Here is a 23,828-nt window from a genome sequence, read left to right as displayed (position 1 = left end):
CCGCCCCACACGCTGGATTCAGCGTTTCCTCGGCTTCGCTTTCGCCTTTGACGCGCTCTTGAGGATAAGCGCCCTTTGCTGCGCGATCACCATGTCTTGTTTCGCGTTCAACGCCTTGAGGTCGGCGACATCCTTTTCATAGGCCAACCGACGCACCCGCATCTCGTCGCGCAACGCTTGAACCATGTTGGTGGAGCGATAGAGCAGAACGGCCAAGTCCCTCATCGACGCCAACGCCTCCGCGTCATAGCGGTGGGTGGGCGGATCAAACCCGGCGATGCTGGCCATCAAACCGGCGGTGACAAAGCGGGCGTCGTGATGGGCGCGAATCAAATCATGCCCCACGGCGCCCAGAATGGCGTCGTAGCGGGCGAAATCCTCGCTAAGCTGCCGTTGGGTCGGCTGCGCGCGCAGGGCGGTTCCGGCAAAACCGTCGGCCTCCATCCGGGCGTAGCTGTCCTCCGTAACCCAGCCGTCCGACCCGGAATGCTCGTGAACATAGGCGGGGCGGGCGCAGGCCATCGCCTCCAGAATCGACCGCCCATAGCCCACGACGATGTCGGCCTTGGCGATGTCGCCCGCCACGTCGATGGTCGGGCGTGGGTGGCCGCAGCGGTTCCATTCCAATCCACGATCCGACCAGGCGGCGTAAAGCTGATTGGCGCCCACATCGGCAAAATTGGCGTAATTCCCCAGCAACAGAACGCTCAACGGCGTTTCTCGCGCCCGGCCACGCGGAAGAAACCGATACAAATCAACCGGCTGGCGAACGCGAATGACCTCGCCGGCGCCAGCGCAGCCACGGGCGAGCGTGGCCAGCCGGTCGTTCGGCGCGATGGTCCCGGCGACGATTCCCGGTTCCAGCGGCGGCAACCAGAACTCATCGGCGCTGTGCATGGTGAACAGGCGTCTGGCCCGTGGGTAGCGGGCCGCCATCTCGACGGCCAGCACCTTGTCGCAGGCGATTGTGGCGTCCGCCCGCCCCGGCAGATGCCCGAGTTCGCTGACGATTCGAATTCCCCGACGGCGCGCGAAGTCCGCCATCATCCCCAGGGAGAGGGCGTACATCACCACCTCATGCCCAAGGGCGGGCAGATGATCGGCGATGGTCGTCAGGAAGGTTTGCAGCCCACCCGGATTTTCCATAGCCCGCAAGGCGATGACAACCTTCACAGCGACCGCTCCCGAAGCAGGGACGCGGCGACGGTCGCGTCGTTGAAGGGGGCATAGGCCCCCTTGTCGTTGAGCGTCTGATAACGCAGCGCGCCCAACCCCAAAATGGCGACGACGTCCCCCGGACGGGCCGAAACAAGCGCCCGTTGGATGGCCCGACGACGGTCGAGAACAAGCTCAACCGGCCCAATCTCCCGCCCAGCGTCGCGCAGTTCGCGCAGGCGCAGAAGGCGGGAGCTGCGCGGGGCCGATCCCGTGGTGAAAATGACGTGGTCGCTCAACCGGCGCGCCGCCTGGGCGCAACCGCGCGCCTTGACCGGATCGGGCAGACCAACCGCCCCGAACACGGTCCGCAAGGCGCCGCCGCGCTCCACCGTGATGGCGCGCATGGCGTCCAGAAACTGGGTGATTCCATCGGGCGTGTGAGCGTAATCGACCACCACGTCAAAGGGTTGCCCCTCATCGATCAAGCCGCAGCGCCCCTGCGGCGCCTCCGCCCCCGCCACCCCGGCGGCGATGGCGTCCCACCCTATGCCGGACGCCAAAGCGGCGCCGACAGCGGCGGCGATGTTCAGCGCGTTGTGCCGTCCTGGCAATCGGGACGGCAGGTCGATGACGCGGCCCTCATGGGCAAGGCGCGCGTTGGCCTCGCGCATCGTCCATCGGACGTCGATCAGCCGCAGATCGGCGGATGGGGACAAACCATAGGACAGACTGCGGCCACCCGCCTGCTGAACCGCGTTCAGAATCCGCCTCCCCCAAGGATCGTCGGCGTTCACCACGGCGCAGCCGCAGGTTCGTCCATCGACCGCAAACATCCGTTGCTTGATTCGGCCATAGGCCTCCATCGCGCCATGACGATCCAAATGATCCATCGACAGGTTGGTGAAAACGGCGATGGCGGGCAGAAAACTCGGCGCGGCCTCCAACTGGAAGCTTGAGACCTCGCAGACCACCATCGGGCCGAGTTGAGCGGCGGACAGCGGCGGTCCGAATTCCGTGTTGCCGACCCGTTGAACCGCTCGCCCCGCCGCGCGCGCGATCGCCGCGATCAGGGCGCAGGTCGTCGATTTGCCGTTCGTCCCCGTCACCGCCGTGATCGGCGTGGAACACAGCCGCCAGCCGATCTCAAGCTCGTCAAGGACCGGCACGCCCTGGGTCAAAGCGGCTTGGAGCAAGGGCGCGTCCAGCGAAATGCCCGGACTCTTCACGATGGCGCCAAAGGGCGCTCCGGCAGCGAGCGACGACAGACCATCGCCGCCAAGATTGACCGACACGCCGCGCCGTCGCCATTGGGCGGCGCGCGCCTGCATCGCCGTGCCGTCGTTCGCGTCCCACGCGTGCAGCGTTCCCGACGGAAACAACCCGACCAAACGGGCCAAGGCGGCGTGGCCAGCCCGCGCCAACCCGGCGACCAGAATCGGCGCCGTCGGCAGCGGCGGTTTGCCGGTGGTCATGGAGATGCGGATGGATTGGCCAGCCGCCGAGCGACCGCCGCCGCGATTGGCAGGCCGGTCGCCTGCTCCATCCAGGCCCATTGGCCCGCCGCGTTGATCTCCAGAAAAAACACCTCGCCATCCGGGGTGACGATCAAATCCAATCCGGCCACCTCAAGCCCCAACGCGCGCGACAACGCCACGCACCGCGCCGCCACCACCGGATCCAGATCCTGCGGGAGAATGTCCAACCCGGCGTAACCAACAGCCCGCCAATCGACCGCCTCGTCGCCCCGCGCCCGGTTCTGGATGCGGGCGGTGAAAACGGCGCCCCCAACGACCGTGACCCGCAGCTCATAGGCTTTGGCGACGCGCCGCTGGTAAATGGCCGGGCACGCCGCCAACGCGCCATCGTCCGCCAAATCATCCGGCGTGATCGGCGTCGTGTAGACGACATACTGAGACTCGATGGATTCGCCGATGATCTGGCCCCCGGCAAGCTTGGCCACCATCCGGCCATCCCAGGCCCGATAGCGGTCTCTGATCTCATCCGGGGTCGCCGACACCAAGGTTTCCGGCACGGCGAAACCCAGCCCGACAGCCATCCGAAGCTGCAACAGTTTGTTGCGGGCATGGCGGTTGGCGTTGGGATGATTCATCCACAGAACGCCGTCGATGGCCATCAGCGCGCCTTCCAACGTCCAGCGCATCTCAGATTCGGCCATCTTGCGCGCCGCAAGGTCGCTCACATGAGGCGCGCGCGGCAATCCTGCGCTGCGAAAATAAACAGACTTGACCGCAGCGCCGCTGTGCTCACAGCCCTGGACAAAAAGTCTGGTGAGAGGAACGCCCCGTTCAACCACGAAACCAATGTTGACCGTCGAGCCGAATTCGGCTGTGTCAAACACAATGACCTGCGAACCCAGAGCCGCCAATTCGGCGCGCACCAGATTCACATGGTCATCGGCCCCGTAGGAAACAATCAGTGTAAAACCGTCGTCCATCAAAAGAAAATCACGCCTTACCGGATTTTTCGTCGCTGACAATCGGCTTCACAAAAGCTTCCTTCGGGTCCATTTCGGTGTCAGTCCCAACATACTGGGCGGCAACCTCGCCAGAAACACTCACACGCTTCTGAAACAGAAGAGGAGCGACAAGCGTCTTTTTATTTCCAACACTCGGCATTTCTTGACCTTTCGCAAATCAACTATCCAAACTGTAGAAGCTGAAAATTCAATGTCAACCAACAATTTTTGACAAACCATCAAAGAGATTGGCGCCTCGCGTCAGGATCAACCAGAGGTCGCCCAAGCGTCCCTTTAAGGCGCGTCAAAGACAAGAGTGGAGCCGACGGCCACACCCCTCTTCGCGCGGATGGAAAAGACCTTGAAGGCCAACGTTCAAGACGCCCAGCCCCAGCGCGCCAACGTTTCCGGCGTCGGGTTGACCGCCGGGGCGCCGTCAACGCGGCCCTGCCGGTCGCCATGCTCGCGCAAGGCCCAATGGACGGTGGGGAAGGCCAGCTCGTCCCACGGGATCGCGTCCCAGGCGAAGAGGCCGACCTCCAGGCTTTCCGGCCCGGCGGACACGTCGTCCGACAAAAGCCGGGCGTGGAAGATCAATTGGACCTGGCTGATGCGCGGAAGGTCGTAGATCGCCAGCAGGGGGCCGACGGCGATGCGCGCCCGCGCCTCCTCCCACGCTTCACGGGCGGCGCCCTCGGCGGTGCTTTCGCGCTCCTCCATGTAACCGGCGGGCAGGGTCCAGAAACCCCGGCGCGGTTCGATGGAGCGGCGGCACAGCAGAATCCGCCCATCCTCCCAGGTGACGACGGAGCCGACGACGATCAACGGGTTCTGATAGGCGATGAAGCCGCAATCCGGGCAGATCAGCCGCTCGCGATCCTCGCCCGGCGGAATGGCGCGGACGCGCGGCCCGCCGCAGGATGGCGGGCATGCGGCGGGATCGGACGGCGGCGCGGCGGGGGGCGTTGGCATGGCTTCCGATATGGCGCGGCGGCGCGTTTGGGGAAGGTGGAAAGGCCGTTCTCCACCCGTTCCAATTCTTGATTCGTTCCTGTAAACTGTCAACCAATTCAAACCTTGAACAAATCCCCTTGAACCACTGGCGGGCGAAGCGGAACGGTGATGCAGCAGATCGCGGTGGATGGGCTGTCGTTGGCGCTTGGGCTGGCCGTTGGGTTGTGCCTGGGGGGTGGGCTGGTGTGGGCGCTGTTGAGCGCCGCCGCCGGGCGCGCGCAGGCCGACTCCGCCGCCCTGCACGCCGAACTGGCCGCCCGGCTGGACATGGCCGAACGCGGCGAAGACGATCTGCGCGACGAGATCGAGGCGCGCGACCACCAGATCACCCGTTTGACCGGCGAGGTGGCGGCGGCGCGGGAGCAGCACGCCCGTCTGACCGCCCGTCTGGACGCCGAACGCGCCGCCGCCGCCGAAAAACTGGCCCTGCTGGAACGCGCGCAGGCCGCGCTGTCCGACAGCTTCAAGGCGCTGTCGGCGGAGGCGCTGCACCACAACAACCGCAGCTTTCTCGACCTCGCCCGCGAAACCCTGTCGGGCTTTCAGGAGCAGGCGCGGGGCGATCTGGACAAGCGGCAAACCGCCATCGCCGCCATCGTTGATCCGGTCCGCCAGACGCTGGAAAGCATGGACCGGCAAATCCGCGAGCTGGAATCGACCCGCGCCGGGGCCTATGAGGGGCTGAAGCAACAGGTGCTGTCGCTGGTCGAATCGCAAACGCAACTGCGTTCGGAAACCGGCAATCTGGTGCGCGCCCTGCGCACCCCGGCGGCGCGCGGGCGTTGGGGCGAAATCCAGTTGCGCCGGGTCTGCGAGATGGCCGGGATGCTCGATCATTGCGATTTTGTCGAGCAAGCCACCGTGGACAGCGGCGCCGGACGCTTGCGCCCCGATCTGACCGTCACCCTGCCCGGCGGCAAAACCATCGTGGTGGACGCCAAAACCCCGCTTGAGGGCTATCTCGACGGCGTCCAGGCGACGGACGAGGCCGGGCGGCGCGAGGGCATGACCCGCCATGTCCGCCATGTCCGCGAGCACATGAAGCAGTTGGGGACCAAGGCCTATTGGGACCAGTTCGCCCACAGCCCGGAATTCGTCGTGCTGTTCCTGCCCGGCGAGAATTTCTTTTCCGCCGCGCTGGAGCAGGACGCCACCCTGATCGAGGCGGGCATCGACCACCGGGTGATTCTGGCGACGCCGACCACCTTGATCGCCCTGCTGCGCGCCGTCGCCTATGGCTGGCGGCAAGAGCGTTTGGCCGACAACGCCCGCGACATCAGCGCGTTGGGCGGCGAACTGTACAAACGGCTGTCCGATCTGGGCGGCCATATGGAACGGCTGGGGGCGCAGCTCGACAAGGCGGTGGGCTGCTACAACGGCGCGGTCGGCACGTTGGAATCCCGCGTGCTGGTCAGCGCCCGCCGCTTCCGCGACCTGGACGCCGCGCCGGACGGGGCGGAGTTGCCCCTGTTGGAGCCGCTCGACCACAGCCCACGCCGTTTGCAGGCGGTGGAGCTGCGGGCGCCGCAGGGATAGAAGCCCCCTTCAAAACCGCTCGCGGTAGCCCTGCGGGCTGGCGCCGATCTGACGCAGGAAGCTGCGACGCATGGTGTCCTCCGCGCCAAAGCCGCAACGCGCCGCCGTTTGCGCCACCGACGCGCCCTGTTCCAACATCCGACGGGCGGCCTCGACGCGGATTTGCTCCACCGCGCGGGCCGGGGTGCGCCCGGTGGCCTGCCGGTAATGGCGCGAGAAGCTGCGCGCGCTCATCGCCGCCTGTTCGGCCAGCGCGGGCAACGACAGGTCGCCCCGCAGATTCTCGGCGATCCAGGCGTGCAGCCGGTCGAAACGGGCGCCATCCTCCGGCGCGGCCCCCTCTTGCAAACTCAAGGTCGCGCTGAACTGCGCCTGTCCGCCGGGACGCTTCAGGAAGACCACCAGTTGCCGGGCCACGGCCAGCGCCGTTTTGCGCCCCAAATCCTCCTCGACCAGCGCCAGCGCCAGATCGATTCCCGCCGTGATCCCCGCCGAGGTCCAGACCGCGCCGTCGCGGATGAAAATCGGGTCGGGATCCAGTCGCACCTTGGGAAAGCGGGCGGCGAACTCGGCGCAGCGTTGCCAATGGGTCACGGCGCGCCGCCCGTCCAACAGCCCGGCCTGGGCCAGCAGAAAGGCCCCGCTGCACACCGACGCCACCCGACGCGCCGCCCCGGCGCGGGCGGCGACCCAGGCGACCAGCGCCGCGTCGGCGCAGGCCCGGCGGACTCCGGTCCCGCCCGACAGGATCAGCGTGTCGAGCGGTTGGTCCGGCGGCGGCAACGGCTCGGCGCTCAGGCTCAGCCCGGCGGTCGTCCGCACCGGCGGGACGGCGGCCACCACGGCCAAAGCGTAGGGCGGCGGCGCCCCCGCCGCGACCGCCAGATCGTTGGCCGTGGCGAAGACCTGCGTCGGCCCGGCGATGTCGAGAAGCTGCGCGTCGGGAAAGCCCAAAATCTCGACGCGGCGGGGCGGCGGCGCGGAAAGCGTCATTGGCGGGATTCGCGGGGTGATTGGCGATTGCGCCACAGCGTCGCGCGCTATCCTGCCCCCGTCAACCCGCCCACGATCCCTGACGGAGCCGCCATCATGACCCTGCGCTTTGGCATTCTCGCCTTCCCCGCCGTTCAGCAACTTGACCTGTCCGGCCCTTACGAGCTGTTCGCCAGCGCGCCCGACGCCGAGGTTCATCTGCTGTGGAAGGATTGCGCCCCGCTGCGCTCGGCCACCGGCCTCATCCTGACGCCGACCACCCGCTTCGCCGATTGCCCGCCGCTGGACGTGCTGTGCGTGCCGGGCGGCGGCGGAATCAACGCGCTGTTGGAAGACGCCGAGACGCTGGCCTTCGTCCGCGAACAGGCGGCGCGGGCGCGCTTCGTCACCTCCGTCTGCACCGGGGCGCTGGTGCTGGGGGCGGCGGGGCTGCTGGTCGGCAAACGCGCCGCCACCCATTGGAACGCCGTTGATTTCCTCGCCCGCTACGGCGCCATCCCGACCGAGGGGCGGGTGGTTCAGGACGGCGCGCTCATCACGGCGGGCGGCGTGACGGCGGGGATCGACTTCGGCCTGACGGTCATCGCCGCCCTGCTGGGCCAGACGGAGGCGGAAACCATCCAACTCTGCCTGGAATACGCGCCCGCCCCGCCCTTCCAAGCGGGAACCCCGCGACAGGCCCCCGCCCCGGTTCTGGCCGCCGCCCGCCAACGCCTGGCCCCCTCGCGCGCCGCCCGCGAGGCGATCCTCGCCAGCGGACGCGCGCCAGGGGTGACGGCGTAAGGCTGGTCACTCCTTGGCCTTCGGCGGCGGGCTGAATTCGACGCGCACCGGGGTGTTGTCGTTCAGCCGCCCGGTTCCCGATCCGCTCATCAGATCGGGGGAGCGGCGGATGTCCACCGCGCCGTAACGGCCATCGTCGCAGGACACGGCGACGATCATGCGCGGCTCGACGCTCGACGCGTCGTAAACGCCGTTGCAGGATAGGCTCTTGTCCGCCGTCTGCACGGCGTAGCGGCCAAGCGCCGAGTCCGACCGCGCCTGAGCGATGCCCGACAGGGGCGTCTTGTCGCCCAGCGCGCCGGTGACGGGGATTTGAAAGACGGTCGTGCAGGCGCTGGTCGTCGCCAGAAGGGCCAGCGCGCAAAGGGGACGGAGCATGAAACGACCTCATCAACGGTTGAAACAGGAAAACGGGATGTCGGAGCGCGCCCCCGATCCGGCGCCTTGACCGGAGCACATTCTTTCTGTAATTCGATAATTCGTTATTGCCAAGAAGTAATTTTTTGGGAGATCACGGCATGAGTCAGGAGCTTCGTCGGGTTCGTCAGGCGCGAATCATCCGCGTCAGCCGCCGCCTGTCCGCCGTGATGACGGCCCTGCTGCTGCTGACCCCCGCCGGGATCATTCTCTACGCCGTCGCCTTCTCCGACGTGATGCTGGCCAGCCATCCCTGGCTGGCCGGGCTGCGCCTGCCGGTGCGGGCGTTGCCGCTGGAGGAATCCGCGCTCGCCGCCGCCGCCCTGCTGGTCGCCGCCCTGCCCGGCCTGTGGGGGATGTGGGAGTTGCGGGCGCTGTTCCGGGGGTTCGCCGCCGGAATGGTGTTCGCCCCAACCTCGGCCCGGCGGTTGCGGCGTTTTTCCTTGTCCTTGATGGCGTCGGGGGTCAGCGAGCCGGTCGGCTCCCTGCTGCTGTCGCTGGCGGTCCTGCGCCACAACCCGGCGGACGGGCCGCACGGCGCGCTGTCGCTCAGCACGGGCGACCTGTTCGTCGTTCTGTTGGGCGTGGTATTGCTGGTCATCGCCTGGGTGATGGGCGAGGCTGCGGCCCTGGCCGATGAAAACGCGGGTTTCGTCTGAACTTATGCCCATTCGTGTCACGCTCGACCTGATGCTGATCCGCCGGAAGATGAAGGCCAAGGATTTGGCCCAACGCATCGGCATCACCGAAGCCAACCTGTCGCTGCTGCGCACCGGCAAGGTGAAGGGCCTGCGGTTTGAGACTCTGGCCAAGATCTGCGCCGTGCTGGATTGCCAACCGGGCGACCTTCTGGCGCATGACCCCGACGAGTCCGACCTGACGACGGGTGACGAGGATGGCGCGCCCTAAACCGCGTGCCGCGCCGCGACCGCCTGTGCTAACCTCCGCCTCCATTTGTGTTTTTGATGAGGACGCCATGACGGATCCGACCGTCCGTTGCCCCCGCTGCGGCAACAAACACGCGGCGGACGCCCCCACCTGCCCGCATTGCCTTTCGATTCGCCGCAGCAACTTGGTGATGGGGGTGGCGTTGCTGATGCTGGTGATTCTGGCTTTGGTCGGATGGGTCGGCACTTTGGCTCTGACATAAAAATGTCATAGGGCGCTTTGGTATCAAAACAAGCAAACCGTGTGCAAAACATGAGCAGCCTGCACAAAGAAACATCGTTTCTTTTTGGGGTTAATATTTTGTAACTTTCTGCTTGTTTTCCCGCCGCGCATTTGACATCCAACCCTTCAGACGTCGTTCCGCTGAAGGGTCCCCGACATGCTGAAAAACCTCAAGATCGCCGCCCTGACCAACCTTTTTGGCGTCGTGGTGACTCTGGGCTTCATCGTGGTCGCCGCCACCGGGATGCTCGCCATCCGGGAGTTGAAGGTGGGCGGCCCGATCTATCAGCGGATCGTGCTGGGCAAGGATCTGATCGCCGACATCCTGCCACCGCCGGAATACGTCATCGAAGCCTATCTGGAAGCGACGTTGGCGCTGAACGACCCGTCCACGGTCAAGCAGCGGCAAGAGCGGCTGGTCCAGCTTCGCAAGGACTACGACGAGCGGCACGAGTATTGGCTGAAGGAGGATTTCAACCCGACCATCCTCAAACAGCTCACCGTCGCCTCGCACGCCCCGGTCATGCGGTTCTGGACGGAGGTCGAGACCAAATTCCTGCCCGCCCTGGCCAAAAAGGACGAGGCGGCGACCCGCGCCTCCTACAAGGCTTTGTCGGACGCCTACGCCGCCCACCGGGCCGAGGTGGACGCCATCGTCACCGCCACCAACCGCTACAACAGCGAGACCGAAGTCTACGCGGCCAGCCGCGAATCCCTGTTCATGACCGCCGTGTGGGTGGTGACGGCCCTGGTGCTGGCCGTGGTGGTGCTGGGCGTGCTGGGCATCTTGGGCCGGGTGGTCCGCCCCGTCGTCGCGCTGACGGCGATCATGCGCACCTTGTCCCAGGGCGATCTGGCCGTCGCCATCCCCGAGGCCTCGCGCCAGGACGAAATCGGCGCGATGACGTCGGCGCTGCGCGTCTTCAAGGACAACGCCCAGGAAGCCGAACGGCTGCGCCGCGCCCAGGACGAGGACCGCGTCCACGCCGAACAGGAAAAAGAAGCCGCTTTGCTGCGCATGGCCGAAACGGTGGAGCGCGAGGCGACCAACGCGGTGGACACCGTGGCCACCCACACCGGCCAGATGGCGGGCAACGCCATGCGCATGGCGGAATCGGCCCGCGCGGTCAGCGACAACAGCCAGAACGTCGCCGCCGCCGCCACCCAGGCGCTCAGCAACGCCCAGACCGTCGCCGCCGCGTCCGAACAGCTCAGCGCGTCAATCCGCGAAATCGCCACCCAGATCAACACCGCCACCATGATGACCGGGCAAGCGGTCGACGCCTCAACCCACGCCGAGGCGACCATCCAACGCCTGTCCGAGGCTGTCACCCGCATCAGCGAGGTGACGACCCTCATCAACGACGTGGCCGGGCAAACCAACCTGTTGGCGCTGAACGCCACCATCGAAGCCGCCCGCGCCGGAGAGGCCGGCAAGGGCTTCGCCGTGGTCGCCAGCGAGGTGAAGGCGTTGGCCGGGCAGACGGCGCGCGCGACCGACGAAATCGAATCGCAGATCGCCGCCATCCAGGCGACGACGTCCGACGCGGTGAAGGCGGTGCGCGCCATCGCCGATCAGGTGCGCGGCGTCGAAACCGTCTCCACCACCATCGCCGCCGCGATTGAAGAGCAGGAGGCCGCGACCGGCGAGATCGCCCGCAACGTGGTCCAGACCTCCAACGCCGCGCAAGAGGTGGCGTTCCGCATCGCCGACGTGTCGTCGGAAGCCACCGCGACCGGCGAACGAGCGACCGAGGTCAACGCGCTGTCCGGAACCGTGGCGGCCAGCATCGACCAATTGCGCCGCGTGCTGATCCAGGCGATCCGCACCGCCACGCCGGAGGTCAACCGGCGCCAGTTCGCCCGTTACCCGATCAACCGCCCGGGCGGCTTGCAGATCGGCGGACGCGAGCTTGCCGTCACCATCGACAACGCGTCCGAAGGCGGCGCGCAGATCAGCGGCCTGCCCGCCGAGACCATCGCCGGTCTGTCCGTCGGTCAATCGACGCGCCTCACCTTGAGCGGCGTCGATGTGGCGGTTCCGGCGACCATCCGTTCGGTCAACCCCAATGGCCGCCTGCACGTCACCTTCACCATTCATGACCAGGACCAGAGCCGCTTTGTCGAGCAGTTCAAACGGGTGGTGGCCGGAATCGCCCCGATGGCGCAGGCCGCCTGAGCCACGCCGACAAGACCCGGATGACAGGGATTTCATGACGGTTGGCGGGCCGGATGCGCCACAATAAGCGTCCGATTTGACACCATCGCGACGCTGGCGCGCCCGCCGAAAGCCCGGTTCATCATGAGCGACACCACCGCCTGCCCCTATTGCGGCGCCGATTACGGGCATGGCCCCAAGGATTGCCCCCTCTGTCGCTCCGCCCGCCGCAAGGACATCGTCATCCGCTGCGTGATCGGTCTGATGTTTCTGGCGCCGATCCTGACCCTGTTCGCCACCGTGCTGCTGGACAGCGGGGCTGGGGCGAAAATCTTTTCCCTGGATTGACACGCGATTGACAGGCTGACCGGGGCGAGGTCCGCCGCCCCGGCCACGTCCCGTTACGCTTGCGGCTGATAGATTTCGCCGCCCGATGACCGGAACTTCTCGGCCATGTCCGCCATCCCGGATTCGGCGGCGTCGCGGATTTCCTGCGTGATCTTCATCGAGCAGAATTTCGGCCCGCACATCGAACAGAAATGCGCGGTCTTCGCCCCTTCCGCCGGAAGCGTCTCATCGTGGAAGGATTCCGCCGTGTCGGGATCAAGCGCCAAGGCGAACTGATCGCGCCAACGGAAGGAAAAGCGCGCCCGCGACATGGCGTCGTCGCGCAACCGGGCGCCCGGATGGCCCTTGGCCAGATCGGCGGCGTGGGCGGCGATCTTGTAGGCGATCACACCGGCCTTGACGTCGTCGCGGTCGGGCAGCCCCAAATGCTCCTTGGGCGTGACGTAGCAGAGCATGGCGGTGCCGAACCAGCCGATCATCGCCGCGCCGATGGCGCTGGTGATGTGGTCATAGCCGGGCGCGATGTCCGTCACCAACGGCCCCAACGTGTAGAAGGGGGCCTCGCCGCACAGCGCCAACTGCTTGTCCACATTGTGCTTGATCTTGTGCAGCGGCACATGGCCCGGCCCCTCGATCATCACCTGGACGTCGCGTTCCCACGCCACCTTGGTCAATTCGCCCAGCGTCTCCAACTCGGCGAATTGCGCGGCGTCGTTGGCGTCGGCCTGGCTGCCCGGACGCAGGCCGTCGCCCAGCGACAGCGCCACGTCGTAGCGACGGCACAGCTCGACGATTTCCGGGAAATGGTCGTAGAGAAAATTCTCGCGATGGTGCGACAGGCACCATTTCGCCATGATCGAGCCGCCGCGCGACACGATGCCGGTCACGCGCTTGGCGGTCAGCGGGATGTGGGCCAACCGCAAACCGGCGTGGATGGTGAAGTAATCCACCCCCTGCTCGGCCTGTTCGATCAACGTGTCGCGGAACAGCTCCCAGGTCAGATCCTCGGCCTTGCCGTTCACCTTTTCCAACGCCTGATAGATCGGCACGGTGCCGATGGGAACCGGGGCGTTGCGCAGGATCCATTCGCGGGTCTGGTGAATGTCGGCCCCGGTGGACAGATCCATCACGGTGTCGGCGCCCCAGCGGATCGCCCACACCATTTTCTCCACCTCCTCCTCAATCGACGAGGTGACGGCGGAGTTGCCGATGTTGGCGTTGATCTTGGTCAGGAAATTCCGCCCGATAATCATCGGTTCGGATTCGGGGTGGTTGATGTTGGACGGGATGATCGCCCGCCCGCGCGCCACCTCGTCGCGGACGAACTCCGGCGTGACGACATCGGGGATCGAGGCGCCGAAATCCTCGCCGTCGCGCGGCGTGTCCAGCGCGGCCAACCGCCCGAGATTCTCGCGGATGGCGACATACTCCATCTCCGCCGTGACGATCCCGGCGCGGGCGTAGGCCATCTGGGTGACGGCGACGCCGGGCTTGCCGCGCAGCGCGCCGCCTTCGGTCGGCTCGACGTCGCGGCGGCTGACGATCCAGTCGCGGCGCAGCGCCTCCAGCCCCTTGCGCACGTCGATGTGAACCGACGGGTCGGTGTAGGGGCCGGAGGCGTCATAGACGGTCAAGGGCGGCTCGCCGCCGCCCAGGCAAATCTCCCGCAGGGCGACGCGCAGGTCGGGAAAGCGGCTGCTCAAAACATAACGTTTGCGCGACGCGGCCAACGAGCCGGTCGTGATCGGGCGGATCGCTTGATCGAAATCTTTTGGCACGGGGTTTCTCCGTCTGACAGGTGGCCGGACAAACCCGGGACAGACGGAGGCGATGGATCGCGGATGGGGGGCCTTTGATCGGACCAACCGGACCGCGCGCAAGACGGCCCCATCGCGTGTTCCCTCCCTTCGCCGGCATGACCCGGATCAGGTTCAAAGGGTCATCACGCTGCTGGACGCCGAAACGGCCCGCCGTTGATATCTCAGCCCCTTGTCGGGACCCCCCTGGAATGGCCGCGATGGTGCACAGACCCGCGCCCGCTGTCAAAGGAAAGCAGGCCGGATGATCGCAGAGACGAACGACAGAGAGGTTACAGCCAGCGGCGCAGCCGGACGAAAATCATCGGCAGCAGCGCCGACAGCAGCATCAGCAGCAAAGCCGACGGGTAGCCAAAGGATTCGTCCGATCCCGGCATCCACGAAAAATTCATGCCGCAGACGCTGGCGACCAGAGTCGGTGGAAACAGCAGCACCGTGATGATCGAGACGATCTTGACGATCTCGTTCTGCTCGACGTTGATCCGGCCCAGCGTGCTGTCGAGCAGCAACGCCACCTTGGACGACAGAAAGGCGCTGTATTCGTCCAACCCCGTGGCGTCCTGCAAGGCGGTGCGCGCCCAGCGGCGGGTTGGCTTTCGGGTGTTCCAGCCTTCGTTGCTGGACAGGAACTCCAGCATGCGAATGAGGCTGGCCAAACTGACATGGGCCTTGCCGACCAGATGGCCGGTGTTGCCGATGCGTTTCAGCGTTCCCGAATCGTCCATCACCTCGCCGCGCCGGGGCAAGGACGGCCCCCGGAAGGCGCGGCGGTTGATGGTGTCCAACTCCAGCCCCGCCCGCCGCAGGACGGCGGCGGTGCGGTCGATCAGACCATCGACCAGCGCGCCCATCACCGACTCGGCGGTCGCCAGCGGGATCGGGGCGTGGCTGACCTTGCGGCGGAAGGCCAGGAACGCCTTGGGGTCGATGTGGTGGACCGTGACCAGACAGCGCCCGGCCAGCACAAAGCCAACCGCCGTCAAACGCGGTTCGTCGGTTTCCGCCCAGACCAGCGCCATCACCGTCAGCGACAGGACGCCGTTGACGACGCGCAGACGACTCGACTCTTCAATTTCCGCCATCTGCTCGCGAGTCGGCAGCGGCATGCCGACCATCGCCTCGACCCGCGCCAATTCGGCAGGGGTCGGGTTCAGCAGGTCGATCCAAACAACGGACTCAGGCAGTGGTCCCGACGCGGCGTCCGCCTCCTTGTCCCAGCGCAACAGACCGCCGTCGTTGACAAACACGTGCAGCACGGGCGGCGCTCCTCTGGTTGGGGGCGGTGGTGGCGGCGAAAGCCTCCTCGCCTACGTCATCCGTCCGCCCCGCCGGGGCTTGGCCAGCGGCGTGGTCGGCGGCGTGGTCGATGGGGCGGGCGGCGGGTCCAGATCCAAACCCGCCCCTTCCGCCTTCAGCGCCTGGGCCAATTTCCGCCGAAACGCCCCGCCATCGTCGCGGGCGTCGAGGAAATGGCCCACCGCCTCCTTGGCGTTGGCGCTGTCGTAGGGCACCTTGCCGAACACCGCCAGCTTGGCGCGCTCCACCAGCTTCGGATCCATCTTGTCACGGATGGCCTTGATCTGGCGGAGCAGTTCCTCACGCGGGTCGGTCATCGGGCGCTCTCGTCGGGTCTGCGGGGTCTACCCCCCAATATAGGCGGTCATTCCCGCCCGATCAGGGTGCCGACGCCGCCTTCGGTGAAGATCTCCAGCAGCAGGGCGTGCGGCACCCGGCCATCGAGGATCACCGCCGCCTCGACGCCCTTTTCGACGGCGTCGACGCAGGTTTCGATCTTGGGGATCATGCCGCCCGACGCGGTGCCGTCGGCGATGGCCGCGCGCGCCTGGTCCAGCGTCATCGTGTCGATCAGCGTCTTGTTCTTGTCGAGCACGCCGGCGACGTCGGTCAGCAGGAAGAAGCGCGCCGCCTTCAACTCCGCCGCGACGGCGCCCGCCGCCGTGTCGGCGTTGATGTTGTAGGTGTCGCCCTTTTCGTCAAAGCCGACCGGCGCGATCACCGGGATGATGTCCGACTTGGCCAGCGCGTTGAGGATTTCCGGGTTGACCTTGTGCGGTTCGCCGACGAAGCCGAGGTCGAGAACCTGCTCGATGTGGCTGTCGGGGTCGCGCTGCACGCGCTCCAACCGGCGGGCGGTGATGAGGTTGCTGTCCTTGCCCGACAGGCCGACGGCGCGGCCGCCCGCGCTGTTGATGGCGGCGACGATCTGCTTGTTGATCGACCCGGCCAGAACCATTTCGACCACCTCGACCGTCGCCTTGTCGGTGACGCGCAGGCCGTCGATGAAGCTCGACTGAATCTTCAGCCGATCCAGCATCTGGCCGATCTGCGGGCCGCCGCCATGGACGACCACCGGGTTGATGCCGACCTGTTTCAGCAGAACGATGTCGCGGGCGAACAGTTCGGCCAGAGCGGCGTCGCCCATGGCGTGACCGCCATACTTGATGACGAAGGTGCTTCCGGCGTAGCGGCGCATGTAGGGCAGCGCCTCGGACAGGGTGCGGGCCTTGGTCAGCCACTCGTCACGGGTCGTGTTCGACACGGCAGGTTCCCTTTTATGTCGGGATGGTCAGTGGGGCTTCTTTAACGGAAAGCCCACGCCGTTGCCTAGAGGGCAATTTTTTGGTCATGAACGGCAAGAGCCGCCCAACGCTCCACCAGCCGGGTCATCGGCTGGGTCAGCGCCGTCACCGCCACCGCCATCAGCACCATCGCGGAAAAACAGGCGTTCGACAGCACGCCCGCCTCCAGCAGAATGGTCAGCACGATGACCTCCATCAACCCCTTGCAGGGCATCAGCGCGCCCAGCCGCAGGGCGTCAACCCAACGCTCCCCGGTCAGGCGGGCGGGAATCGCCGTGCCCGCCATTTTGCCGACCAGCGTCGCCGCGCTCGCCAGCCCGAACACCGCCCATTGCGACGGGTCGCCCAAATCCAGATCGACCTTCAGCCCGGTCAGCGTGAAGAAAAAAGGCAGCAGGATCAGAGTGGAGAAATGCTCCAACCGCGCCAGAATCGCCGCCGCCAGCCGCCGGGGCATGGCGGTCCCGGCGACGAAGGCCCCCAGAATGTAATGCAGCCCGATCATCTCGGTGATCGCCGCCGAGGCCAGCAGCGCGGCGCAGGTGACGACCACCGCCATGTCGCCGATCTCCCCGCCGGGGGCTGCGCGCGCCATCAGCCGGGCCAGAACCGGGCGGGCGACCAGTTCGGTCACGCCGACATAGGCGAAGCCCAACGCCGCCACCCCGATGATCGCCTCAAACCCGCCGGAGCCACCCGCCGCCCAAGCCAACACCCCGGTGATGAGCAGCCACAGCAGCGCGTCGTTGACGGCGGCGTAGCCCAGCGCCAAACGCCCGATCCGGTCGCCCAGCAGCCCCATTTCGCGCAGGATCGCCCCCAAAACCGGCAGCGCGGTGACGCCGACGCAAACGCCGAATCCGGCGGCGAACAGCCCCGGCGTGGCGCGCGGCCCGGCCATGCCGGGATAGGCCCCGGCCAACCACCAGCCCAACCCCAGCCCGACCAACGTCGGCACGGCCATGCTCGACAGGGCCACCGTGGCGAAGGCGCGGCCCCGCCCGCGAAACTCGGCGGGGTCGAGGTGCAGGCCCGTCAGGAAGGCGAAAAACAGCACGGCCAGCAGCGCCAGCCCAGACAAGGGGGCCAAGGCCGCCGGGGCGAACAAAATCGCCCACAGATCGGGGGCCAACCGCCCGAGCAGCGTGGGGCCAAGCGCGATCCCGGCCAGAATCTGGATGACCACCATCGGCGCGACGTGACGCGCCCCGGCCAGCCGCCAGACCAGAAACGGCCCGGCGATCAGCAACAGCGCCTGCGCCAGAAACAGCAGCGCCGGGGTCAGCGTCACCGTCGGCATTCGGTCATTCGGCGGCGAGCGTGGCGAGGCTGGCCCGCAATTCGGCGATGCCGATGTTCTTTTCCGAACTGGTGACGTGGATTTCCGGGAAGGCCGCCGGGTGCTTCTTCAAGGCCGCCTCGGTCGCCTTGCGCACGGCGTCGAGTTCATGCGGCTTCACCTTGTCGATCTTGGTCAGCACGACGACGTAGGGCACGGCGGTGCGGTCAAGCATCTCCATGATCTCCTCGTCGTTGGGCTTCAGCCCGTGGCGCGAATCGACCAGAACCAAGGCCCGCTGCATGGTGACGCGCCCGCGCAGGAAACGGCGGACCATGTTGTTCCAGGCCTCGACCTTTTCCTTCGATTCCTTGGCGTAGCCGTAACCCGGCATGTCCACCAGCTTCAGCCGGTTGCCCAGATTGAAGAAATTGAGCTGCTGGGTGCGGCCCGGCGTGTTGGAGGTGCGGGCCAGCGTCTTGCGCCCGGTCAGCGCGTTGACCAGACTCGATTTCCCGACGTTCGAGCGCCCGGCGAAGGCGACCTCCGGCAGATCGGCTTCCGGCAACTGGTTCAGCGCGTCGGCCCCCCAGACGAAATCGCACTCCTTGGCGAACAGCAGCCGCCCGGCCTCCAACGCCGCCTCGTCGAAACCGGAAATGATGCTGGGCTTGGTCGGGCCGGAACTGGTCGGGCTGGTCATGGGGACGCTTTCGGTTGCAGAAGCAGGTCATCGACGGTGACGCCAAGCGCCGCCGCCAACGCGCGGTAAACATCGACCGTCGGGCTTTTCCGCCCGGCTTCGATTTGGGACACATAGCTGGCGGTGAGGCTGGCGGCGGCGGCCAGATCGGCCTGGGTCAGGCCGCGATGCTCGCGCCAGACCCGCAACGGCGGCTCCCCCTCGATCAGCCGACGGGCCATCGCCCAGGGCAGATCCTCGTCATCCTCGGCGTCCAGGGCGGCGCGGATGTCGCCCTGATCCATCGCGCGGGCGCGCAGCGCCTCGAATTCGGCGATGGGAACCACCGCGTATTCGGTGTTGCCGTCCTTGTCGGCGATGAACTGCACAGTCATCGTTGCAGCCTCCTGACGTCGTAGGCTTGGCCTCTGGGTTCGACCGCCATCACGTCGATGACGCGCACCCCATCATCCCTTGTGAAGATGGCTCGAAACGCGCGGGCCAGGTTGCGGAATTTCAGCCGCAGATAGCCGGTTCCGACGATGGCCTCCACATCAAGCGCCGCGTCGTCGGGGTTGGCCGCCAACGCCTCAAGGTCCATCATCATCTGGTTGCGGATTGCCGGGATTTGACGGGCGATGGATTTCATCGCCGCCCGCTTGATGAACAGCTCATGCATCGCAAAAACATAACCGCCGGAAAACGTCCGTCAAGGGGAACGTTTACCGGCGGTCATGTCAGGCGATCAAACGAAGGATCAGGCCTTCACGCCCATGCGGCGCATGATGGTCCATTGCTGCAACACCGACAGCAGGTTGTTCCAGGCCCAGTAGATCACCAGACCGGCGGGGAAGCCCGCCAGCATGAAGGTGAAGACGATGGGCAGGAACTGGAAGACCTTCTGCTGCACCGGGTCGGGCGGCGCCGGGTTCATCTTTTGCTGAAGCCACATCGTGACGCCCATGATGATCGGCCACAGGCCGAGATGCAGCATGGAAGGCGGCGTCCAGGGGATGAGGCCGAACAGGTTGAAGATGGTCGTCGGATCGGGCGAGGACAGATCATGAATCCAACCGAAGAACGGCGCGTGCCGCATTTCGATGGTCACGAACAGCACCTTGTAGAGCGAGAAGAACACCGGAATCTGAATGATGATCGGCAGACAGCCCGACACCGGCGAGACCTTCTCGCGCTTGTACATGGCCATCAGCTCTTGATTCATCCGAGCCTGATCGTCGCCGAACTTCTCACGCAGCTCCTGCATCTTCGGTTGGAGCGCCTTCATCTTGCTCATCGCCTGATAGGACTTGTTGGCGAGCGGGAAGAAGACGGCCTTGACGCAGATGGTCAGCATCAGAATGGCGATGCCGAAATTGCCGATCACGCGGGCGAAGAAATCCAGCGCGTAGAAGAAGGGCTTGGTCAGGAAATAGAACCAGCCGAAATCAATCGCCAGATCGAAGTTGGTGACGCCCAGCTTGTCGGCGTAGGCGTCCAGCAGATTGACCTGCTTGGCGCCCGCGAACAGACGCCCGGTCTGCTCGACCGACGCGCCCGGCGCCACCTCGACCACCGCGCCCAGCGTGTCGGCCTGATAGCGGTCGGTGTTGGCGATCACGGTGTGGACGTAGCGCGCCGTGACCTTTTCCTTCTGGTCGGGGACCAGAGACACCAGCCAATATTTGTCGGTGATGCCGATCCAGCCGCCGGTGGTTTCGTTGGAGATGGTTCCAGCCTTGCGCAGATCTTCGTATTTCTGCTCGTTCAGCTTGCCGTTGAACACGCCAAGCGGACCTTCATGCAGAATGTAATAGCCCGAGGTCTGGGGCGTGCCGCTGCGCGACACCAGACTGTAGGGCATCAGGCGAACCGGAGCCGCGCCGGTGTTGCGCACCGTCTGCGTCACCGTGAACATGAAGTCTTTGTCAACCGCGATGCTGCGGGTGAAGACCAGCCCTTGGCCATTGTCCCAGGTCAGCGTCAAAGGTTGCGTCGGCGTCAGAACGCCGCCGGAGCTGGCCCACAGCGTCTTGTCGGTGGGGGCGGCGACCGCGCGGTCTTCCGGCACCCAACCGAATTCGGCGTAATAAGCCTCGGGCGTTCCCGCCGGGGCCAGCAGCACGATTTCCGCGCTCTTGGGATCGGGCGTCTCGTGGTAGGTCGCCAGCGTCAGATCGTCGATCCGGCCACCCTGAAGGTTGATCGAGCCGTGCAGCGACGGCGTGTCGATCTTCACCCGGGCGCCGGCGGCGACCTGCTCAGCCACCAGGGCGGCGCGGTCCTTGGTGACGTCCGACACCGTGCCGGGAACCTGTCCGGGGAGCGTCAGCCCGCCAGGAGCGGCCCCGGGAACCGGCTTGGGCGCCGAAAGTTCCGCCTGCGCGGCCTGCTGGGCGGCGAGTTGCTTCTGCTGCTCCATCCGTGGCTTTTCGTAAAAATACTGAAAGCCGAGCAGGATGGCGATCGACAGGGCAATCGCGAGGATGAGGTTGCGTTGGTCGTTCATGGCGTCCCGGTTGCCGTGAGGCCTTTGAAGAAGGGCGGCGTGTGCGCGGCCTTGATTACGGGTTTTCACGCCGCGCGGCAACAGCCGCCTGCCTCTGTCCGCCCGTTGACGCGTTGGTCACAGGCCCCGGCACCGGGTCATAGCCCGATCCGCCCCAGGGATGACAGCGCCCGAGGCGGCGCAACGTCAGCCATCCGCCACGGATGGCCCCATGCTTTTCCAACGCCTCGATGGCGTAGCAGGAGCAGGTTGGCTGAAAGCGGCAATGCCAGCCGACGAAGGGCGACAGCGTCCAGCGGTAGAGATAGACCAGCCCGCGCAGCCCATGGGCCAGCGGACTCATGGGGCGGCGTCCGGGGCGGCGTCCACAGGCCCAGCGTCCGATTCGCCCTGGATGGCCACCGGCGGCATGGCGACCGGGGCGGGCGGCTCCACCCACAGGCCAAGCCGCTTCAACCCGGCGGTGAGATCGCCGATCAGATCGGTCCACGGACGTTCCGCCGTGGCGGCGCGCGCCACCAGGACAAAATCATGCCCAGGGGTCGCGAAGACGGGAAGAATCTGTCGAGCCGCCTCACGCAAACGGCGGCGGGCGCGATTGCGCACCACCGCGTTGCCGACCTTGCGGCTTGCCGTCAGCCCAACGCGAACAAGCGGCTCGCCGGGGGCGGGCCGCTGTCGTTCGTCGTGCCGACGCACCTGGAGAATCAGGCCGGGCGCCACATGCTTGCGCCGTGTCCCAGCCACGGCCAGAAACTCCGGCCGGCGCATCAGGCGCCCGACCGCGCGGTCCGGCGCCGTCATGGCGGACTTAGGCGCTCAGGACCTTGCGACCGCGCGCACGGCGGCGGGCGATGACCTTGCGACCGCCAACGGTCGCCATGCGGGCGCGGAAACCATGACGGTGCTTGCGCACGATGTTGCTGGGCTGGAACGTGCGCTTCATGGCGCCTACTCCTCAAAGAACGATGATGGGACTGACCAGCGCCCGGACGGTTCCGGGCGCTGACGTGATGAACCTGCGAAAGACGCTGGCCCGCCTTATTCGGCGGCGGCGGCGGCCTTCTTGCTGACGCGCGGGGTGATGCCGTGGCCGGTCGTGCGCTCGGAGATGCGGGCCGACTTGCCGCGACGATCGCGCAGGTAGTACAGCTTGGCGCGACGGACGTCGCCCTTGCGGATCAACTCCAGCGAGTCGATGCGCGGGGAGTACAGCGGGAACACGCGCTCCACGCCTTCGCCGTAGCTGATCTTGCGGACGGTGAACGAAGAGTTCACGCCGGCGTTCTTGCGGGCGATCACGACGCCTTCATAGGCCTGGACGCGCTCGCGCGTGCCTTCGACGACCTTCACGTTCACGCGGACGGTGTCGCCCGGCGAGAAAGCGGGAATGGTCTTGCCACCGAGGGCCTTTTCGATCTGTTCCTGCTCGATCTGCTGCAACAGGTTCATAGCACTATCCTTTTCATTCGGCGCGCCTCGCGGCGGACCGTCACTCCGGTTTCGGATCGCGCCGGCGAACCTGCCGTCGACCCTTGTTCGTAACACTCGCGTCCCGCGCCCGGCGCTCCGCCTCGTAGAGCGACCACAGGTCCGGTCGCCGGGCCTCTGTGATCCGCTCCGCCTCGGCAAGCCGCCAGGCTCTTACCTTTTCGTGGTGGCCGGACATCAGAACATCCGGGACCACGCGCTCCACACCCTGCCCATCGGTCCAGACCGACGGTCGGGTGTAGTGGGGATACTCCAGCAATCCCCGCTCGAAACTCTCTTCCCCCGCCGTCGCCACGTTGCCCATGACGCCGGGGAGCAAGCGCACCACCGCGTCGATCAGGCACAGCGCGGCGGGTTCGCCGCCGGACAGCACAAAATCCCCGAGGCTCACTTCCTCAAGGCCATGCGCGTCCAGGACCCGCTCGTCCACCCCTTCGTACCGGCCACAAAGCAGCGTCACCACTGGGGCAGCCGCCAACTCCTTCACCAGTTCCTGGTTCAGCACGCGACCACGCGGCGACAAATAAATTGCCCTGCCACGCCCCGGCGCTCCCACAGGTCCGACCGTCGCGGTCAACGCCGCGTCGAGCACGTCGGGCCGCATGACCATGCCAGCCCCTCCGCCAAAGGGGGTATCATCGACGGAGCGGTGTTTATCGCGCGCGAACGAGCGAATGTCCACTGATTCCAGCGCCCAGACTCCATTTTCCAACGCTTTCCCGGCCAAACTTTGACCAAGCGGCCCCGGAAACATTTCCGGAAACAGCGTCAGAACCTTGGCGGTCCAGAGCAGCGGGCCTTCGGCGCCGTGATTCACGGCTCCTGCCCTCCGCCACCATCCTCAGCGGCCTCATCGTCCCCTTCGCCGCCGTCTTCGTCGCCCTCGCGGGCTTCGACGACGGTCGGCAGATCGACGATGATTCGCCCGCCCCGGACATCCACAACCGGCACGCAGGCTTTGGAGAAGGGCAACATCTCCAAGGCGCCCGAACCGACGCGGATTTCCAGGACGTCGCCGCCCCCAAAATCATAGATCGCCTTGACCGTGCCGTAGAGGCTGCCGTCGGCCCGTTCCGCCCGCAAACCAATCAGGTCGGCGTGATAGAACGAATCGTCGTCTTCCGTCTCCGGCAAGGCGGCGCGATCCACATGGAGGCGCACACCGGCCAGCGCCTGGGCCTGTTCACGGGTGGTGACGCCCTCGACCTTGGCCAGGAACAGATCCTTGGCCTTGCCCTGAAGCGTCACCTTGAACAGACGGGCGCCGGTTTCGTCGACGAGCGGCCCATAGGCCGCCACATCGGCGGGATCCTGGGTGAAGCTGCGCAGCTTCACCAGCCCCCGAACACCATGCGATCCCGCGAATTGGCCGACGCAAAGCTTGCTGGTCATCGAAGGAT

29 protein-coding genes and 1 riboswitch are annotated in these 23,828 nt (G+C 66.4%); of the genes, 7 read left to right on the top strand and 22 right to left on the bottom strand.

The features are described 5' to 3' along the window. Nucleotides 1-18 precede the first annotated feature (18 nt). From ACODS4_RS18840 to ACODS4_RS18820, 5 genes are all read right to left on the bottom strand, one after another. Nucleotides 19-1,173, bottom strand: coding sequence for a glycosyltransferase (locus ACODS4_RS18840; RefSeq protein WP_488866394.1), 1,155 nt, complete (start codon nt 1,171-1,173; stop codon nt 19-21). Beyond that, entirely contained in the window at nt 1,170-2,630 is a 1,461-nt protein-coding gene (locus tag ACODS4_RS18835) for a Mur ligase family protein (RefSeq protein WP_488866392.1), read from the bottom strand. The genes ACODS4_RS18840 and ACODS4_RS18835 overlap by 4 nt, the downstream gene beginning before the upstream one ends. Further along, a complete protein-coding gene (locus ACODS4_RS18830; RefSeq protein ID WP_488866390.1) occupies nt 2,627-3,613 on the bottom strand; it encodes an MvdC/MvdD family ATP grasp protein in 987 nt (328 codons plus the stop codon). Before ACODS4_RS18830 ends, ACODS4_RS18835 begins: the two co-directional genes overlap by 4 nt. A gap of 10 nt (nt 3,614-3,623) precedes the next feature. Further along, nucleotides 3,624-3,794, bottom strand: a complete 171-nt coding sequence (locus ACODS4_RS18825; protein WP_488866388.1) for a hypothetical protein — start codon at nt 3,792-3,794, stop codon at nt 3,624-3,626. Between the two features lie 215 nt (nt 3,795-4,009). After that, on the bottom strand, nt 4,010-4,606 hold the full coding sequence (locus ACODS4_RS18820) for an NUDIX hydrolase (protein WP_488866386.1): 597 nt from the start codon (nt 4,604-4,606) through the stop codon (nt 4,010-4,012). Nucleotides 4,607-4,756: 150 nt separating this feature from the next. On the opposite strand from ACODS4_RS18820, the gene ACODS4_RS18815 reads away from it, so the two are divergent. After that, nucleotides 4,757-6,184, top strand: coding sequence for a DNA recombination protein RmuC (locus tag ACODS4_RS18815; protein ID WP_488866384.1), 1,428 nt, complete (start codon nt 4,757-4,759; stop codon nt 6,182-6,184). Nucleotides 6,185-6,193: 9 nt separating this feature from the next. On the opposite strand, the gene ACODS4_RS18810 is transcribed toward ACODS4_RS18815, so the two are convergent. Beyond that, the gene (locus ACODS4_RS18810) at nt 6,194-7,177 is read right to left on the bottom strand and encodes a GlxA family transcriptional regulator (RefSeq protein WP_488866382.1); all 984 of its coding nucleotides are present in this window, start codon (nt 7,175-7,177) and stop codon (nt 6,194-6,196) included. Nucleotides 7,178-7,273: 96 nt separating this feature from the next. Between ACODS4_RS18810 and ACODS4_RS18805 the strand changes: the two genes are divergently transcribed. Then, a complete protein-coding gene (locus ACODS4_RS18805) occupies nt 7,274-7,960 on the top strand; it encodes a DJ-1/PfpI family protein (protein ID WP_488866380.1) in 687 nt (228 codons plus the stop codon). Nucleotides 7,961-7,966: 6 nt separating this feature from the next. Here the strand turns inward: ACODS4_RS18805 and ACODS4_RS18800 are convergent, their stop codons facing one another. After that, nucleotides 7,967-8,338, bottom strand: coding sequence for a hypothetical protein (locus tag ACODS4_RS18800; protein WP_488866378.1), 372 nt, complete (start codon nt 8,336-8,338; stop codon nt 7,967-7,969). Nucleotides 8,339-8,478: 140 nt separating this feature from the next. Here ACODS4_RS18800 and ACODS4_RS18795 point away from each other — a divergent pair, with 140 nt between their 5' ends. The 5 genes from ACODS4_RS18795 (at nt 8,479) to ACODS4_RS18775 (ending at nt 12,053) form a co-directional block, all read left to right on the top strand. Then, complete coding sequence (locus ACODS4_RS18795; RefSeq protein WP_488866376.1) at nt 8,479-9,036, top strand: DUF2975 domain-containing protein; 558 nt, start codon at nt 8,479-8,481, stop codon at nt 9,034-9,036. Nucleotides 9,037-9,040: 4 nt separating this feature from the next. Next, complete coding sequence (locus ACODS4_RS18790) at nt 9,041-9,286, top strand: helix-turn-helix domain-containing protein (protein WP_488866374.1); 246 nt, start codon at nt 9,041-9,043, stop codon at nt 9,284-9,286. Between the two features lie 67 nt (nt 9,287-9,353). After that, nucleotides 9,354-9,527 (top strand): zinc ribbon domain-containing protein, encoded by a 174-nt coding sequence (locus tag ACODS4_RS18785; protein WP_488866372.1) that lies wholly within the window; start codon nt 9,354-9,356, stop codon nt 9,525-9,527. Between the two features lie 177 nt (nt 9,528-9,704). Next, nucleotides 9,705-11,726: a methyl-accepting chemotaxis protein gene (locus ACODS4_RS18780; protein ID WP_488866370.1), complete on the top strand. Its 2,022-nt coding sequence runs from the start codon at nt 9,705-9,707 to the stop codon at nt 11,724-11,726. 123 nt (nt 11,727-11,849) lie between these two features. Further along, nucleotides 11,850-12,053 (top strand): hypothetical protein, encoded by a 204-nt coding sequence (locus ACODS4_RS18775; RefSeq protein ID WP_488866368.1) that lies wholly within the window; start codon nt 11,850-11,852, stop codon nt 12,051-12,053. A gap of 53 nt (nt 12,054-12,106) precedes the next feature. On the opposite strand, the gene thiC is transcribed toward ACODS4_RS18775, so the two are convergent. The 15 genes from thiC to rimM all read right to left on the bottom strand — a co-directional run bounded on the left by thiC (nt 12,107) and on the right by rimM (nt 23,820). Further along, complete coding sequence (gene thiC, locus ACODS4_RS18770; protein WP_488866366.1) at nt 12,107-13,831, bottom strand: phosphomethylpyrimidine synthase ThiC; 1,725 nt, start codon at nt 13,829-13,831, stop codon at nt 12,107-12,109. A gap of 107 nt (nt 13,832-13,938) precedes the next feature. Next, nucleotides 13,939-14,068: riboswitch (TPP riboswitch) on the bottom strand. A gap of 74 nt (nt 14,069-14,142) precedes the next feature. Next, nucleotides 14,143-15,126 (bottom strand): CorA family divalent cation transporter, encoded by a 984-nt coding sequence (locus tag ACODS4_RS18765; RefSeq protein WP_488866364.1) that lies wholly within the window; start codon nt 15,124-15,126, stop codon nt 14,143-14,145. A 51-nt stretch (nt 15,127-15,177) separates the two neighbouring features. Then, nucleotides 15,178-15,483 carry a hypothetical protein gene (locus ACODS4_RS18760; protein ID WP_488866362.1) on the bottom strand — a complete coding sequence of 102 codons (306 nt, stop codon included), beginning with the start codon at nt 15,481-15,483 and terminating at the stop codon, nt 15,178-15,180. 47 nt (nt 15,484-15,530) lie between these two features. Continuing rightward, nucleotides 15,531-16,430 carry an acetylglutamate kinase gene (gene argB / locus ACODS4_RS18755; protein ID WP_488866360.1) on the bottom strand — a complete coding sequence of 300 codons (900 nt, stop codon included), beginning with the start codon at nt 16,428-16,430 and terminating at the stop codon, nt 15,531-15,533. A 65-nt stretch (nt 16,431-16,495) separates the two neighbouring features. Next, nucleotides 16,496-17,770 (bottom strand): cation:proton antiporter domain-containing protein, encoded by a 1,275-nt coding sequence (locus tag ACODS4_RS18750; RefSeq protein WP_488866358.1) that lies wholly within the window; start codon nt 17,768-17,770, stop codon nt 16,496-16,498. 4 nt (nt 17,771-17,774) lie between these two features. Beyond that, nucleotides 17,775-18,452, bottom strand: a complete 678-nt coding sequence (yihA, locus tag ACODS4_RS18745; RefSeq protein WP_488866357.1) for a ribosome biogenesis GTP-binding protein YihA/YsxC — start codon at nt 18,450-18,452, stop codon at nt 17,775-17,777. Next, on the bottom strand, nt 18,449-18,826 hold the full coding sequence (locus ACODS4_RS18740) for a helix-turn-helix domain-containing protein (RefSeq protein WP_488866355.1): 378 nt from the start codon (nt 18,824-18,826) through the stop codon (nt 18,449-18,451). The genes yihA and ACODS4_RS18740 overlap by 4 nt, the downstream gene beginning before the upstream one ends. Continuing rightward, nucleotides 18,823-19,110, bottom strand: a complete 288-nt coding sequence (locus ACODS4_RS18735; protein WP_488866353.1) for a type II toxin-antitoxin system RelE family toxin — start codon at nt 19,108-19,110, stop codon at nt 18,823-18,825. The genes ACODS4_RS18740 and ACODS4_RS18735 overlap by 4 nt, the downstream gene beginning before the upstream one ends. A 78-nt stretch (nt 19,111-19,188) precedes the next feature. Beyond that, nucleotides 19,189-20,937: a membrane protein insertase YidC gene (yidC, locus tag ACODS4_RS18730; protein ID WP_488866351.1), complete on the bottom strand. Its 1,749-nt coding sequence runs from the start codon at nt 20,935-20,937 to the stop codon at nt 19,189-19,191. A gap of 55 nt (nt 20,938-20,992) precedes the next feature. Next, nucleotides 20,993-21,280 (bottom strand): membrane protein insertion efficiency factor YidD, encoded by a 288-nt coding sequence (yidD, locus tag ACODS4_RS18725; protein ID WP_488866349.1) that lies wholly within the window; start codon nt 21,278-21,280, stop codon nt 20,993-20,995. Continuing rightward, entirely contained in the window at nt 21,277-21,708 is a 432-nt protein-coding gene (rnpA, locus tag ACODS4_RS18720; protein ID WP_488866481.1) for a ribonuclease P protein component, read from the bottom strand. Before rnpA ends, yidD begins: the two co-directional genes overlap by 4 nt. Before the next feature lie 40 nt (nt 21,709-21,748). Continuing rightward, nucleotides 21,749-21,883 (bottom strand): 50S ribosomal protein L34, encoded by a 135-nt coding sequence (gene rpmH / locus ACODS4_RS18715; RefSeq protein WP_085555993.1) that lies wholly within the window; start codon nt 21,881-21,883, stop codon nt 21,749-21,751. 95 nt (nt 21,884-21,978) lie between these two features. Next, nucleotides 21,979-22,389: a 50S ribosomal protein L19 gene (gene rplS, locus ACODS4_RS18710; RefSeq protein WP_488866347.1), complete on the bottom strand. Its 411-nt coding sequence runs from the start codon at nt 22,387-22,389 to the stop codon at nt 21,979-21,981. A 40-nt stretch (nt 22,390-22,429) separates the two neighbouring features. Beyond that, on the bottom strand, nt 22,430-23,245 hold the full coding sequence (gene trmD / locus ACODS4_RS18705; RefSeq protein ID WP_488866345.1) for a tRNA (guanosine(37)-N1)-methyltransferase TrmD: 816 nt from the start codon (nt 23,243-23,245) through the stop codon (nt 22,430-22,432). Next, a complete protein-coding gene (gene rimM / locus ACODS4_RS18700) occupies nt 23,242-23,820 on the bottom strand; it encodes a ribosome maturation factor RimM (RefSeq protein WP_488866343.1) in 579 nt (192 codons plus the stop codon). Before rimM ends, trmD begins: the two co-directional genes overlap by 4 nt. Between the last annotated feature and the right edge of the window lie 8 nt (nt 23,821-23,828).

The sequence above is a fragment of the Azospirillum sp. FG154 genome (genome assembly GCF_057809575.1).
Note: the sequence above shows the minus strand (reverse complement) of the source record. Positions and strands in the feature narration are given on the sequence as shown.